Below are 14,575 nucleotides of genomic sequence, written 5' to 3' on the forward strand. Positions count from 1 at the left end.
ATCCTGACGGACCGATCAGGCCACGTCGACAGGTTCCCCGAGGGTGAGCGGGCGGAACAGGTCCCGCACGTCGGCCGGTGCGGCCGCGACGACCCGCGCGGCCTCGTCGGGACCCTGCGTGAAGTGGCTCCACCCCTCGGTGTGCACGAACGCGGCGGCCCGCGGGCGGGTGCGCCCGACGAGCTCGACACCCTCGGACGCGTTCATCGTGAACCGCATCGGACCGGTGATGCCGAACCGCACGGCGCCGAGATGGAGCACGAGCACGTCGACCTCCAGGCGCTCCGCCGCCTCGCGCAGGCCGCCGTAGAGCACGGAGTCGCCGGTCACCCACACCGCGTGCCGCGGCTCGCCGGGCACCCGGACGGCGAACCCGGTCGAGGCGCCGACGATCGGGACGGTTCCCGGCGGGCCGTGCCGCGACGGCGTCGCGGTCACCTCGAGACGGTGCTCGACCCCGGCCTCGTCGGTGCGGACCAGCGTCGTCGTCTCCCAGGCCGTGAGCCCGCGCGCACCCGGCAGCGCGAGGGCACGCGCGGCCGCGGGCGTCGTGACCACCGCGGGGACCGACGGCAGGTACGCACGGCCGGCGTCGTCGAGGTTGTCGGCGTGCCCGTGGTGGCTCAGCAGCACCGCGTCGACCCGGCCGAGCGCGTCGGCCGCGACCGCGGGCGCCGTCGTCTTGTTCGCGGCGGTGCCCCAGCCGAAGCCGTACCGGCGACCCGGCGCGTCGAACGTCGGGTCGGTCAGCAGGCGCCAGCCGTCGACCTCGACGAGCAGCGTCGGACCGCCGACGTGCGTGAGTCGGACGGTCACGGGAGGACCACCGGCCCCCGGGCGCACGCAGGGACCCGCACGGGCACGGGTAGAGGTCGAGGCAGCGTCTCGGGCATCTGCGCATCATGGCAGGCGAACCGCATCGATGCCACGCCCGGTTTGAGACGGTTACGTCCGGAGGCTGGACCGACCTCTAGGGTCTCGACCACGCGTCGCCGCACGGCGAATGCGCAGGTCAGTCGTCTCGCAGAGGGAGTCGGATGTTCGGGTCGAGGGAAGTTCGACGGCGTCGCCGTGTCACGGCGGTCCTGACCGCACTGATCGTCGTGGGTGCGGGTCTGGCGGCGAGCGGGCCGGCGACCGGTGCCGACAAGCAACCCGTGACCTTCGGCGAGCTCACGTGGGGCTTCCTGCCCGCGCTACGGGCCGACGTCACCGCGACGCCCGGCGGGACGATCACGCCCGGCCGCGGCACCCGGTTCGACTCGACCGTGCCGGGCACGGCGTCGACCCGGCCGATCGTGTTCCGGCAGGACCTCTTCCACGACTACGCCGACTCCTCGATCACGGGTGCCGACCTGGAGCTCGACGCGACGGCTTCGTGACCTACGCCTGGGCCGGCAACGAGGTGGTCCTGGACGGGCCGCAGCTCGTCGTGAAGAACGGCGTCGCCGAGATCCAGGGCAACCTGCAGATCGACACCGACTCCAGCTTCGAGATGAGGTTCGGGGTGAAGCTGGCCACGGTCGGCCACCTGACCCGCACCGCGACGCCCGCCGGACTTCAGGTCGTGGCGAGCGACGTCCGCCTCGCGGAGTACGGCGCGTTCCTCGGGTACGACGAGGGCACGGTGCTCGACGACGTGCACGCGCTGCTCGCCACGACGACGCCGAAGATCAGCTCGGTCGTCGACTTCCGCAGCGACGGCAGTGCGCAGGTCACGATCACCGGCACGGGCTTCTCGCCCTCCTGGGCCACCGGTCTGAGGGGCCCGACGACGGGCATGCTCTCGGGGGTGCGCGTCGCCGTCGGCACGTTCACGAGCCTGTGGGAGCCGTCCGACGACTACCTCGACCAGAACCGGACCACCGACGTCGCGGCCCAGTCGTGGGCGGTCCCGACCGCGACCCGCGCGACGGCCGAGGCCGCCGTCGTCGCCGACGCCCCGCCCGGGACCGCGCCGATCGACGTGGCCGAGCTCAAGGCGGACGGCTCGTTCAAGGTGACCGTGACCGTCGACAAGGCCGCGATCGATGCGGCCGCACCGCCGCGACACGTCGACGGCTACGCGATCTACACCTACCCGGCCGGCCAGGCCTACGTCCCCGCGTTCGAGACCGTCACCCCGATCACGTTCCACGACGGGATCACCTCGTCGACGAGCGTCGACCCCGTCTCGGCGGTCGCCGGCAAGCCCGTCGCGGTCACCGTGCGCACCGCGGCGTCCGGTCGCGTGCCGACCGGCACGGTCGTCGTGCGCTCCGCCGGGCGCGAGGTGGGCCGCGCGACGCTCTCGCAGGGCGTCGCGACCGCGACGCTCGCCGCCCTGCCCGTCGGCTCCCACGACCTCGCGGTGGAGTACCTCGGCGACGCGTGGGTGAAGCCGTCCACGTCAGCCGTCACCGTCACGGTCGTCAAGGCCTCCGCGAAGATCACCGGCGCGATCCCGGTGGTGACGTACGGCACGGGCCGCAGCGCGACGCTCACGGTGAGCGCCGGGGGCGTCGCCACCGACGGCGGCACGCTCACGCTCCGGGGCGACGGCTTCACGCGTTCCGGTGTCGTCACGGCCGGCAAGGTGACGCTCGCACTGCCGCCCAAGCTCGCGCCGGGCTCCTACCCGGTGACGATCTCCTACGGCGGGACGAGCATGGTGGCGGCGACGACCAGGACCGCCACGCTCAAGGTCGTCAAGGCAACCTCGACGACGACCGTGAAGGTCACCCCGGCATCCACGAGCGCGACCGGCACCCCGACGGCCTCGGTCGCCGTCACGGCGGCCGGCTCGACGCCGACGGGCACCGTCAGGCTCACGATCACGGGCAACGGGAAGTCGTTCGTCCGCACGGTCACGCTCAGCGGCGGAAAGGCCGCGCTGCAGCTCGGCGCGCGCGCCGCCGGCACCTACACCGTCACCGCCGCGTACCTGGGCTCGGCCACCGCCGCGTCCTCGTCGGGCACGACGAGCTACCGCGTCGTCTGATCGCAGCGCGCTGCGCACGACGAAGGCGCCCGACCCTGGCAGGGGTCGGGCGCCTTCGTCGTAGGTACGGGTGTCAGACCGTGCGGCCGGCGTTCTCCTCGCCCCAGCTGCCCGGGGTGGTCTTCTGGACCTGCAGGAGGAACTCGACGTTGGACTTGGTGTCCTTGATCTTGCCGATGAGCAGCTCGATCGCCTGCTGCTGGTCGAGCGCACCGAGCACGCGGCGCAGCTTGTAGACGATCTGCAGCTCGTCACGCGACATGAGGATCTCCTCGCGTCGCGTGCCCGACGCGTTCACGTCGACCGCCGGGAAGATCCGCTTGTCGGCGAGCTGGCGCGACAGGCGCAGCTCCATGTTCCCGGTGCCCTTGAACTCCTCGAAGATGACCTCGTCCATCTTGGAACCGGTCTCGACGAGCGCGGAGCCGAGGATCGTCAGCGAGCCGCCGTTCTCGATGTTGCGCGCGGCGCCGAAGAACTTCTTCGGCGGGTAGAGCGCCGAGGCGTCGACGCCACCGGACAGGATGCGACCCGACGCGGGCGCGGCCAGGTTGTAGGCGCGCGACAGCCGGGTGATCGAGTCGAGCAGCACGACGACGTCCTGGCCGAGCTCCACGAGGCGCTTGGCGCGCTCGATCGCGAGCTCCGCGACGATCGTGTGGTCCGAGGCGGGGCGGTCGAACGTCGAGGCGATGACCTCGCCCTTGACCGTCCGCTCCATGTCCGTGACCTCTTCGGGGCGCTCGTCGACGAGCACGACCATGAGGTGGACCTCGGGGTTGTTCGCGGTGATCGCGTTGGCGATCTGCTGCATGATGATCGTCTTGCCCGCCTTGGGCGGCGCGACGATGAGGCCGCGCTGACCCTTGCCGATCGGCGCGACGATGTCGATCACGCGCGGCGTGAGCCGGCCCGGGTCGGGCGTCTCGAGACGGAGCCGCTCCTGCGGGTACAGCGGCGTGAGCTTGGTGAACTCGGGACGCTCGCGAGCCGCCTCGGGCGCCAGACCGTTGACCGAGTCGAGCCGCACGAGCGCGCTGAACTTGCTCGGTCGGCCGCCCTGCTGCTGCGCGGGCTGCTCGCCCTCGCGCGGCTGACGCACCGCACCCGTGATCGCGTCACCGCGACGCAGGCCGGCCTTCTTCACCTGGCCGAGCGAGACGTACACGTCGTTCGGGCCCGGGAGGTAGCCCGTGGTCCGCACGAACGCGTAGCTGTCCAGCACGTCGAGGATGCCGGCGACGGGCAGCAGCACGTCGTCCTCGGTGACCTCGATGTCGTCGAGCCCCGACAGGTCCGGCTGGCCCGGACGGCCGCGGCCGCGCTTGCGGTCCCGGTCGCGGTAGCGGTCACGCGAGCGCCGACGACGGCCGCCCCGCTCGTCGTCCTCGTCGAGCGCGTTGCCCTGCGCACCGTTCTGAGGGCTGCTCGAAGGGGCGTTCTGCGGGTTCTGCTGGCGCTGGTTCGGCTGCTGCGCGCCGGACTGACCGCCGGACTGCCCGCCGGACTGACGCTGGCCGCCCTGCCCACGCTGGCCGCCCTGCTCGCGCTGACCGGACTGCTCGCGCGTCTCGCTCTGGACGTCGTGCGCGTCGTCGGCCCGCTCGTCGCCCGCGGCGCCCGCGGGACGACCGGCGCGGCGCGACCGGCGCTCACCCGTGACGGCGGCGACGGCATCGGTGGCCCGGGCCGCGCGGTCGGCACTCTCCGCGGGGGCGAGGCGCGCGTCGAGAGCCGCCTCGAGGCCGGCGAGCGCGTCGCTCGGGGCCGCCACGGGCTCGCGGCGCGGTCGGCGCTCACGCGTCGGCGCACCGGTCGGCGCACCGTCGGTGTCGCGCTTGCCCGTCCGGGCGGCGGGCCGCTCGTCGGGCTGCGTGCTCGGCTGCACGTCGATCAGGACGGCAGGCGGCTCGACAGGCGCGGCGACCTTCGTCTCGCGGCGCGTGTCGAGGGCGCGGGTGCGCGATCCGCCCTTGGCCTCGGTGATCGCGGCGACCAGGTCGCCCTTGCGCATCTTCGACGTGCCCTTCACGCCGAGCTGCGCGGCCATGGCCTGCAGCTCGGGGAGGCGCATCGCCGAGATGGACCCGCCGGACGTGCTCACGGTGGGTGCGGTGGTGTCAGTCACGAAGGACCCTTCCCCCTCGTCAACGGCCGAGCTGTGAGGTCGGCCTGCGTCCCGCCAGCCTTCGAGAGGCAGGGCCAGGACTCATGGAGCCGCACGCGCGGCGTACGGCGACGTCCGCGACGCGATCGGCTGATTAGCTCCCGGAAAGCCAACTCGCGAGGTCCGCTGAGCGTCAGGCTTGCCGCGCGACGCCAGACCGGCGAGGGTCCGGAGAACGCCTTGATGCTACCACTGTCGGTTGTGCGCCCCGGCGACGTGACCGTGGTCACGCCCGTTCACCCGATCGGACGATCCGCCCCGTTCACGCGCACTCCTTGGGTGTCGACCGCGAGCGGGAGCACCTGCCAGCCGGCCATCACGCCGCCGAACGCGGCCGTGATCGCGGCGTCGGCGTCGGTGCCCGCGCCGTCCACGAGCCGACGGGCCAGCGCGAGCACCGTCGGTCCCGCACCCGAGACCACCGCGGCGACGCCCGCAGCGCGCAACGCGTCCACGAGGGCGAGCGAGTGCGGCATCACGCGGCGCCGGTACTCCTGGTGCAGGCGGTCGGCGGTCGCGTCCAGCAGCAGATCCGGTCGTCGGCCGAGCGCCTCGACGAGCAGCGCCGCACGTCCCGCCTGGAACGCCGCGTCGGCGTGGGGGACGGTCGCGGGCAGCACGCCGCGCGCGGCCTTGGTGGACAGGTGCGTGGGCGGCACGATCGCGACCGGCGCGAGGTCCTCGTGCACGACGAGCGGGGCGGCGCCGACGCCGTCGGCACGCAGCCACGCCACCGTCGCGCCACCGAGGATCGCGGGCGCGGCGTTGTCGGGGTGACCCTCGACCTGGGTCGCGAGCTCGAGCAGGACGTCGTCCGAGAGCGCCTCCGGCTCCCCGATCAGCCCGCGCGCGGCAGCCAGGCCCGCGACGACGGCGGCGGCCGACGAGCCCAGGCCCCGACCGTGCGGGATGCGGTTGCGGCACACCAGGTGCAGGCCCGACTGCGGCGCGCCGACGTGGTCCAGCGCGAGGCGCACGGCCCGCACGACGAGGTGCTCCTCGGAGTCCGGCACCTGGCCGGCGCCCTCCCCCTCGACCTCGACCCGCACCCCGGGCGACGCGACCGCCCGCACCTCGATGTCGTCGTACAGCGCGAGGGCGAGGCCGAGCGCGTCGAAGCCCGGGCCGAGGTTCGCCGACGTCGCGGGCACACGCACCCGGACCCGGTCAGCGCCCAGACGCATCGTCGGCGCCTCAGTCCAGGCCGAGCGCGTCGGCGATCGACACGACGTCGGCGCTGATCCGCACGAGGTCCACGTCGCCGCCGTCGGCACGGCGCAGCGCCCACTGCGGGTCCTTGAGCCCGTGCCCCGTCACCGTCACGACGATCCGCGCACCGGCCGGCACGCGTCCCTCGTCGGACAGCCGCAGCAGGCCCGCGACCCCCGAGGCCGACGCGGGCTCGACGAACACGCCGACCTCGGCCGAGAGCACGCGGTGCGCGCGCAGGATCTCCTCGTCCGTCACGGCCTCGATGAGCCCGCCCGACGTGTCGCGCGCCTCCAGCGCCTGCCGCCACGACGCCGGGTTGCCGATGCGGATCGCCGTGGCGATCGTCTCCGGCTCGTCGACGGGGTGACCGAGCACGATCGGTGCGGCGCCGGCGGCCTGGAAGCCCCACATCACCGGGGTGTGCGTGGACACGGCGCCGACCCGCGCACCCTCGTCGAGCCCGGCGTACTCGCGCCAGCCCTTCCAGTAGGCCGTGATGTTGCCCGCGTTGCCGACCGGGAGGACGTGGATGTCCGGGGCGTCGCCGAGCGTGTCGACGATCTCGAACGCCGCCGTCTTCTGGCCGTCGATGCGGTCCGGGTTCACGGAGTTCACGAGCTCGACGGGGTACGCCTCCGCGAGCTTGCGCGCCGCGATCAGGCAGTCGTCGAAGTTGCCGTCGACCTGCAGCAGCCGGGCGCCGTGCGCGACCGCCTGGCTGAGCTTGCCCATCGCGATCTTGCCGTCCGGCACGAGGACGGCGCAGACCATCCCGGCGCGCACCGCGTACGCCGCCGCGGACGCGGACGTGTTACCCGTCGAGGCGCACACCACGGCCTTCGCGCCGCGCGCGGCGGCGGCCGAGATCGCGGTCGTCATCCCCCGGTCCTTGAAGGAACCGGTCGGGTTCATCCCCTCGACCTTGACGAACACCTCCGCCCCCGTGCGCGCGGACAGCGCCGGCGCCGCGACCAGGGGCGTGCCGCCCTCGAGCAGCGTGACCGGGTGGGTGGTCACGTGGGCGGGCAGACGGTCGGCGTACTCGGCGATCACGCCGCGCCACTGGTGGGCCATCAGGATCCCTCGACTCGCAGGACGGACACGATCTCGCGCACGACGTCGAGCCCCTCGAGGGCCTCGACCGTCGCGGCGAGCGCACGCTCCGGGGCGGCGTGCGTGGACAGGAGCAGGGCGGCGACCTCGTGACCGTCCGCCGCGGCGTGGCCGGCGGTCTGACGCACCGCCTCGATCGACACGTCGTGACCTGCGAGCACCGCCGCGACCTGCGCGAGCACGCCCGGGCGGTCCACGACCTCGAGCCGCACCTGGAAGCGGGTGCGGCTCTCCGTGGCCGGCAGCACCGGCAGGTCGGCGTACCACGACTCGACCGGCCCCCGGCCGCCGAGCACGCGGTGCCGCGCGACCGAGACCACGTCGCCGAGCACGGCCGAAGCCGTCGGCCCACCGCCGGCACCCCGGCCGTAGAACATCAGCTCACCTGCGGACTCCGCCTCGACGAACACCGCGTTGTAGGCGCCACGGACGCCGGCGAGCGGGTGCGTGACCGGCACGAGCGCCGGGTGCACCCGCACCTGGATGCCGTCCGTGCCGTCCGCCGCGCGGTTGCGCTCGGCGATCGCCAGGAGCTTGACCACGTGGCCCGTGCTCGCGGCCGAGGCGACGTCGTCGGCCGTGACCGACGTGATGCCCTCGCGCGCGACGTCGTCGAGCGAGACGCGCGTGTGGAACGCGAGCGAGGCGAGGATCGCGGCCTTCGCGGCCGCGTCGAACCCCTCGACGTCGGCCGTCGGGTCCGCCTCCGCGTAGCCGAGCGACTGCGCCTCCTTCACCGCCACGTCCAGGTCCAGGCCCTCGGTGGCCATGCGGTCCAGCACGTAGTTGGTGGTGCCGTTCACGATCCCGAGCACGCGGCGCACCTGGTCGCCGGCGAGCGACTCCCGCACCGGCCGCACGATCGGGATGGCACCCGCGACGGCGGCCTCGAAGTACAGGTCGACCCCGGCGGCGTCCGCGGCCGCGTACAGCGTCGGCCCGTCCTGCGCGAGCAGCGCCTTGTTCGCGGTGACGACGCTCGCGCCGTGCGCGATCGCGGACAGCAGCAGCGTCCGCGCCGGCTCGATACCGCCCATGACCTCGACGACGACGTCGGCGCGTGCCACGAGCCCTTCGGCGTCCGCGGTGAGCAGCGGCTCGAGCGGCGTTCCGGTCACCTGCTCGCGCGGCGCGTCGGGGTTGCGGACCGCGATCCCGACGATCTCGAGCGTCGCACCGACGCGCGCCGCCAGCTCGTCGTGGTGCTCGGTGAGCAGCCGCGCGACCTGCGTGCCGACGACACCGCAACCCAGCAGCGCGACGCGCAGGCTCCCTGCTTCGGGCACGACCGACCTCCTGATCACGTGGGACGGGCCAAGGATAGGACCGCGGGCCGCCCGGGACCGCCGCCGTCCACGACGCGGCTCGTCGGCGCGCGTCGCGATGCCGGGAACGCCGCAGGGCGGCCCCGCCTGCGCGGGACCGCCCTGCGTCCGGACTCGGTCCGGGTGCGTCCGGATCAGCTGACGGTCAGGACCGTCGGTGCCGAGAAGGAGGTCGCGACGTTGTCGCTGCCCAGGTAGAACGCGCGGACCCGGTACTGGCCCGAGTCGAGCGTCCCGGTCTGGACCGTCACGCGCCCGTTGGACAGGTCCGCCCAGCGCGTCACCGTGGAGCCGCCCGCGAGCGGGACGACCGTGACCTTGACCTTGCCCTTGACCGTGACACCCGGCGCGGTCACCTTGACCACCAGCGCACCGGAGTGCGCCGTGTCGACCGTCGACTTCTTGAGGACGGCCGTGGTGGTCGACGTCGCCTTCACGACGGTGAACGTCACGGTCTGGGTGACACCGCGGGCCAGCGACGTGCCGGCGTAGCGGATGATCACCGAGTGCGTCCCCGCCTTGAGCGTGGGCGACAGGCTGAAGACCGCGTTGCCGCCGGCCCCGACCGGACGGACCCGCTTGAGGCCGAACCCGACACCCTCGAGGCTGACCTTGCCGGTCAGCGGCACGTCGCCGGCAGCGAGGTGCACCGTGAGGGTGCCACCGACGCCGTACACGTTCGTCGGGGTGGTCGCCGTCAGGGTCGTGACGGCCTTGGTGACCTTGATGCGCTTCTCGACGGCATCGGCCGGCTCGGTCGCAGCATCACCCAGGTACTTCACCGTGAGGTTGTGGTACCCGATCGCGAGGTTGCTCGGGATCTGCACGTGCGCGACGCCACCGGCGTTGAGCGTGCCCGTCGCGATCGGCGTGACGCCGCCGCGCTCGAACAGCTGCACCTGGCCGGACGGGACCGTGGCGCCCGACTCGACCGCACCGACCGTGACCGTGACGTCGGCCACGACACCGCGCGACAGCGTCGGAGGCCACGCGACCGAGACCTGCGCCTCGTTCTTGGCCACGACGGCGTGCACCGAGATGTCGTCCGCCGCGTACCCCGTGCCGGCGAACGAGACCGACAGCGTGTGGTCACCGACCGTCAGGTCGGTCGCGAGCGCGACCGACGCGACGCCCAGCACCGTTTCGGCCGAGCCGACGACCGTGTCGCCGTCCTTGACCGTGACGGTTCCCGTCGCGGTGAAGGGGAAGACCTTCACCGTGAGGTTCGTGGCCTTGCCGGCGAACGTCGCGACGTCGTCGGCGTCCAGGTAGGCCTGGATCGGCACCTGGGGCGAGACGTAGTCGAAGGCGTACCGCACGCCGCCGAAGGTCACCGACGCGAGCGTCGTCTTGCGGGCGTCACCCGCCGTGTAGATCACGCGCACCTTGTCGACCGCGAGGCCCGGGTTGTTGGTGATGTAGTCCGCCAGCGTGGCGAACGAGGCGTAGCCCAGGCCGCTGCCCACGCCGAAGTCGGACGTGCTCCACCACTTGCCGGCGTAGGTGGCCTCCTTCTCGTACGTCAGCCAGCCCTTGGCCGTGTGGACGTGCACGCCGAAGTACTGCGGGCGGCTGGTCTCGAAGTCGACCGTGCCGAGCGACGCGAGGTCACCGGTGTAGTCGCGCTCGAGCCAGGACGTGGGCCAGTCCTCGCCACCGGGGACGCCGAACGTGTAGCCGCCGTCGACCCACTGCCCGTAGGCGGTCGAGCCGTCGGTCGCGCCGGCGGTCCAGCCGTTCGGGGCGAGGTTCGTCGAGAGCTCGTCCGTCGTGGTCGGGTAGGTGTCGGGCTGCGTCGCCGCGGAGAACGTCGTGGTCTGGCAGCCGACGCTGATCGACTCGATCGTGTAGTCGCCCTGGACGCCCGAGCCGAGCGAGTAGCCGATCGCGATGAGCTTCGCGTCCGGGTTGTGCGAGACGAACTCGCCCAGCGTCCCGTACGAGGGGTAGCCCATACCTGCCGGGACGCCCCAGCCGGACTTGTTGATCCAGAAGTGGTCCGCGGCGTAGGCGCGCGGCTCGTTGACGAGGTACCCGTCCCAGTCGCCGTCGCCGTCACGGTCGACGCCGAGCTGCAGGCTCGGTGCGGTGCCCGTGCCGCCGTCGGCCAGGTTCAGCGCGAAGCTGCTCCCGACACTGGCCAGCGGGACCGGCGTGACGGCGAGGTAGCCCGCCGCCTTCGCCAGGCTCGAGCTGTCCTCGGTCCAGACGTGCAGACCGCCGTCGACGAACTCGTTGTGGCCCTTGGCGCGCGTCTCGGCCGCAAAGTTCCAGCCCTGCGTGTTCGTCGCCGTGACCACGGGGCCGGCGGGCGTGAGCGCCTCGCAGACCGCGGGCTCGGTGACCGCGAACTCGAACGTGGTGTGGTTGTACGTCATGGAGTGCAGCACCATGTCGCCGATCGCACCGGAACCGAACGAGTAGCCGACCTGGTCGACCTGGGCGGCCGGGAACTGCGACGCCCACTCGATGAGCGAGCCGCGGTAGCGCACGTGCGTCTGACCGGCGTCGGCGCCCTTGTCCATGCCCGCCGAGAGCGGGTTGGCCAGGAAGTCGGCGCTGGCCTCGCTGAGCCACCAGTAGTCGCGGTAGTCCTCGCCGACGAGGTAGCCGTCGAAGTCACCGTCACCGTCGAGGTCGACGTTGAGCTGCAGACCCGGCTTGTAGGCGCCGGAGGTCACCGTGGTGTCCTGCGAGGGCTCGGGCGCCGCGGCGACGTCCGCCAGCGACCAGTCGACGCCGTAGTAGCCGGCCGACTTGTGCGGCTCGGGGCTGCCGCCCACCGGCACCGACGCGTCGGTCCAGATGTGCAGACCCTCGGTCAGCAGGCCGTGGTGGCCCAGCGCCCGGTCCTTGAACTCCCAGTCGCCGATGGTGTCGCTGGTGGTGCGGATCGTGGCGTCCTCGGGCGTGACGATCGCGTCGCCGTCCGAGACCGAGTACGCGATGTCCGAGAACAGGTAGCCGTTGCCTGCGTTGGCCGGGACGGCGGGCTGCGCGCTCCACAGACGCCCGTCGGCGTCGGGGACCGAGGACGCGGCGCGGAACAGGAGGCCCCTGGAGACCTGCTTCCCGCCGCCGAACTGGTCGTGATAGGCCTCCCACGTGCCGACCGCACCGACCTGCTCGCCGTCGACGCTCACGACGAGCGTGTCGGGCTTGCCCTCGAGGTAGCGCTGCGTCAGGCCGATGGTGTGCGGCTCGTCGGCCGACACCTTCGCGAACGTGCGGTTGAACCACCACGGCAGATCGTCCGCGCCGGCGACGTCGTCCACGCCCGGCTGGCTGAAGATGCCGCCGATCTGGAGCTGGCCGTCGTGGTGCCACAACGTGATGACGCCACCCGAGCGCGCGGCGGAGCCGTTGTCCGGGGAGACCTGCACGAGCAGGCCGTCCTGGTACGCGCCCGTCGCGGAGTCGACGGTGAAGGATGCGTCGAACTCGTCGTACGCGGCACCCGTCGACGGCTCGCCGGCCGCCTGCTCGAGGCTCGGCGTCACGAGCTGCTGCATGGTGCCGCTCGTTGCGGCGTTGGACATGCGCACCGCGGCGCCGTCGGCCGACAGACCGCTGTCGATCGAGTGGTCACCGAAGAACCACCCCGACGCGGCGGCCGTGCCGGCCGCCTTGGGCCAGCCGGTGCCGTAGCCGTCGAGGTCGAGGACCGCGCTGGTCGGCGTGATCGCGTCGCCCGCGATCTTCAGCGACGAGTCGGAGATCGAGTACTCCCAGTCGCCGGCCGGGTCACCGAGACCGGTGCGGATGAACGGCACGACGGACTCGGTGCCCGAGGGGAGCGAGCCGGTCCACGACAGGTTCGGCGTCGCGCCGCTCTCGAAGCTCGTGACGGCGTCGCCGTCGGCGTCCAGAGGCGTCAGCTTCGCGGTCCAGGTGCCGTCCGCCCTGACCTTCGTCTGGTAGCGGAACGACGAGCCCTGCGCGGTCGCGCTCTGGTCGGCGTTGTCGAACGGCAGGCCGCACTGGTAGCCGGCGCCCGCGCCGAACACCCAGTCGCCCGTCGTCGAGTAGAACTGCGAGTTGGCGCACATCCCGACACCGTGGCCGGAGTTGTCCTGCGCCCAGATGATGGGGTCGCCCTGGTGCTGGCCACCGATGGAGGTCGTGCGGTTGACGGTCTCGCCGTCGATCACGCGCAGGAAGCCGACGCCGAACAGGTTGCCCTGGGCGGTCCAGTCGGACGCGTTCTCGTCCGCGGTGATCGTCGTCGTGAAGGTCGCGCTCTGGCGCGCACCGAGGTCTGCGAGGTCGATCGTGAGGTCGGTGTCGTAACGCAGCACGCGACCCTTGTCGGTCACGGTCGCGTCGGCAACCGAGCCGGCGAACTCACCGTCGTACGCCGCCAGCGGCGACGTCATGGACGGCATGGCCGAGGCCGGCATCGCCGTCAGTGCGGTAGCGAGCATCGCCGCTACCGTCGTGCCGGCGGCGATTGCCGCCCGCCTGCGGCGGGTGGCCGCGTTGTTCGTGTGCATCAGCACCCTCTCGTCCCCTGACCGTGCCCGAAATTGGACACGTGCCTAGGAAGTTAACGGCGCTCACCCACACCCCCATGAGCGGTTCCGGCGAGACGTCCGGATTCCTCCTTCTGTGATCTACATCACATTCCGCCGCCAGCGGGCGGCATTTCGGACGCGACTGGAGTCACCGGACAGACGCGGGGGTCGGAACGCCGACGAGGGGTGGCCCGAAAGTCCCGGGCCACCCCTCGTCGATCGTGCTCTCTCAGGTCATGCCACCTTCAGCTTCGAGTCCTCGGCCGGCGGTGTCGACCCGCACAGAGGGCAGGCCGGCGAACGACCTCAGCCCTCCGACTGCACGAAGGTGGTGACGACCGGGACGGTCAGGTCCGGCACGCACAGCGCCCAGATGTTGACCTTCTCGGGAGCCTTGTCGGCCGTGGCACCGGCGTTACCGCCGAACTGGACGATCCAGCCGTCGAGCCGGTCGACCTTCGGGGTGTTCGTGTTCCAGTCCATGCGGCCGGGGAACGACGACGAGACAGGGGTGTTCTTGGACGAGTCGACGACCTGCACGCCACCCGAGACGGCGACGTCCGTGACGGCCGAGCAGGCGACCGTGGCGATGGCGCCCTCGTTGGTGTTGCCGACGTCGTACTTGGCGACGGCGTAGTACGCACCGGCCAGGTAGGAGTCGCCGGGCTCGCCCTGCACCCCGGCCTCACCCGGAACGCCCTGGATGCCCTGGATGCCCGTGTCGCCGGTGTCGCCCTTGTCGCCCTTGGCGCCGGTCTCGCCGGTGTCGCCCTTGGCGCCGGTGTCGCCCTTGTCGCCCTTGGCGCCGTCCTCGCCGGCCTGGGCCCTCACCCAGTTCTTGAAGCTCGACGAGATGTCGGCACCCTGCAGGGTGCCGTTCTTGATGTCCCACGTCCCGATGGAGCCGTTCTTGAGCTGCTCGCTCTTGACCGTGCCCGCCATGATGTCGGCACCGTCGATCTTGGCCGCCGAGTAGGCGGCGCCGCCGCCGCCCGCGAGGACGAGCGCGATGACTCCGAGGCTGACGGCAGCTGCCGTGACGGTCTTGCGCTGGCTCTTCATGATCTCTCCCTGATGCTGGCGGTTGTCAGGAAGATCTCCTGAGCCCCTTGCTGAAAGTGGTACGAGCAAGTAACCGGCACACCCGGACCCGGCCTTGAGCGCCTGCGCGTGGAATGCCGCAGTTACGTCGAGTGTGATCCCGGTCACGTCTTCGCCGGTCACGACGGCATTCCGGACCTTCAGGGCGGCATTCCCGACAGGA

The 14,575-nt window shown here is 72.3% G+C and carries 9 protein-coding genes; 2 read left to right on the forward strand and 7 right to left on the reverse strand.

The window, feature by feature from the left end:
• Positions 1-15: 15 nt before the first annotated feature.
• Positions 16-816: an MBL fold metallo-hydrolase gene (locus CCO02nite_RS11300; RefSeq protein WP_146843254.1), complete on the reverse strand. Its 801-nt coding sequence runs from the start codon at positions 814-816 to the stop codon at positions 16-18.
• Between the two features lie 221 nt (positions 817-1,037).
• On the opposite strand from CCO02nite_RS11300, the gene CCO02nite_RS15755 reads away from it, so the two are divergent.
• Both CCO02nite_RS15755 and CCO02nite_RS11305 read left to right on the forward strand, forming a co-directional pair.
• The gene (locus tag CCO02nite_RS15755; protein ID WP_186812679.1) at positions 1,038-1,382 is read left to right on the forward strand and encodes a hypothetical protein; all 345 of its coding nucleotides are present in this window, start codon (positions 1,038-1,040) and stop codon (positions 1,380-1,382) included.
• Positions 1,379-2,980, forward strand: a complete 1,602-nt coding sequence (locus tag CCO02nite_RS11305) for an Ig-like domain-containing protein (RefSeq protein ID WP_186812680.1) — start codon at positions 1,379-1,381, stop codon at positions 2,978-2,980. Before CCO02nite_RS15755 ends, CCO02nite_RS11305 begins: the two co-directional genes overlap by 4 nt.
• Before the next feature lie 73 nt (positions 2,981-3,053).
• Here the strand turns inward: CCO02nite_RS11305 and rho are convergent, their stop codons facing one another.
• From rho to CCO02nite_RS11335, 6 genes are all read right to left on the reverse strand, one after another.
• The gene (gene rho, locus CCO02nite_RS11310; protein WP_371862511.1) at positions 3,054-5,054 is read right to left on the reverse strand and encodes a transcription termination factor Rho; all 2,001 of its coding nucleotides are present in this window, start codon (positions 5,052-5,054) and stop codon (positions 3,054-3,056) included.
• 329 nt (positions 5,055-5,383) lie between these two features.
• The gene (gene thrB / locus CCO02nite_RS11315; protein ID WP_146843257.1) at positions 5,384-6,331 is read right to left on the reverse strand and encodes a homoserine kinase; all 948 of its coding nucleotides are present in this window, start codon (positions 6,329-6,331) and stop codon (positions 5,384-5,386) included.
• 10 nt (positions 6,332-6,341) lie between these two features.
• The gene (gene thrC, locus CCO02nite_RS11320; protein WP_146843258.1) at positions 6,342-7,433 is read right to left on the reverse strand and encodes a threonine synthase; all 1,092 of its coding nucleotides are present in this window, start codon (positions 7,431-7,433) and stop codon (positions 6,342-6,344) included.
• Positions 7,433-8,758 (reverse strand): homoserine dehydrogenase, encoded by a 1,326-nt coding sequence (locus CCO02nite_RS11325; protein ID WP_146843259.1) that lies wholly within the window; start codon positions 8,756-8,758, stop codon positions 7,433-7,435. The genes thrC and CCO02nite_RS11325 overlap by 1 nt, the downstream gene beginning before the upstream one ends.
• A 173-nt stretch (positions 8,759-8,931) precedes the next feature.
• The gene (locus CCO02nite_RS11330) at positions 8,932-13,221 is read right to left on the reverse strand and encodes an Ig-like domain-containing protein (protein WP_146843260.1); all 4,290 of its coding nucleotides are present in this window, start codon (positions 13,219-13,221) and stop codon (positions 8,932-8,934) included.
• 396 nt (positions 13,222-13,617) lie between these two features.
• Positions 13,618-14,373, reverse strand: a complete 756-nt coding sequence (locus CCO02nite_RS11335; RefSeq protein WP_146843261.1) for a collagen-like triple helix repeat-containing protein — start codon at positions 14,371-14,373, stop codon at positions 13,618-13,620.
• Between the last annotated feature and the right edge of the window lie 202 nt (positions 14,374-14,575).

The sequence above is a fragment of the Cellulomonas composti genome (assembly GCF_007990245.1).
GTDB lineage: Bacteria > Actinomycetota > Actinomycetes > Actinomycetales > Cellulomonadaceae > Cellulomonas > Cellulomonas composti.

Bases quoted from the DNA above. Each gene is read 5' to 3' on its own strand.
- CCO02nite_RS15755 (WP_186812679.1), top strand. From the start codon at position 1,038: ATGTTCGGGTCGAGGGAAGTTCGACGGCGTCGCCGTGTCACGGCGGTC.
- rho (WP_371862511.1), bottom strand. From the start codon at position 5,054: ATGCGCCTCCCCGAGCTGCAGGCCATGGCCGCGCAGCTCGGCGTGAAG.
- thrB (WP_146843257.1), bottom strand. From the start codon at position 6,331: ATGCGTCTGGGCGCTGACCGGGTCCGGGTGCGTGTGCCCGCGACGTCG.
- thrC (WP_146843258.1), bottom strand. From the start codon at position 7,433: ATGGCCCACCAGTGGCGCGGCGTGATCGCCGAGTACGCCGACCGTCTG.
- CCO02nite_RS11330 (WP_146843260.1), bottom strand. From the start codon at position 13,221: ATGCTCGCTACCGCACTGACGGCGATGCCGGCCTCGGCCATGCCGTCC.
- CCO02nite_RS11335 (WP_146843261.1), bottom strand. From the start codon at position 14,373: ATGAAGAGCCAGCGCAAGACCGTCACGGCAGCTGCCGTCAGCCTCGGA.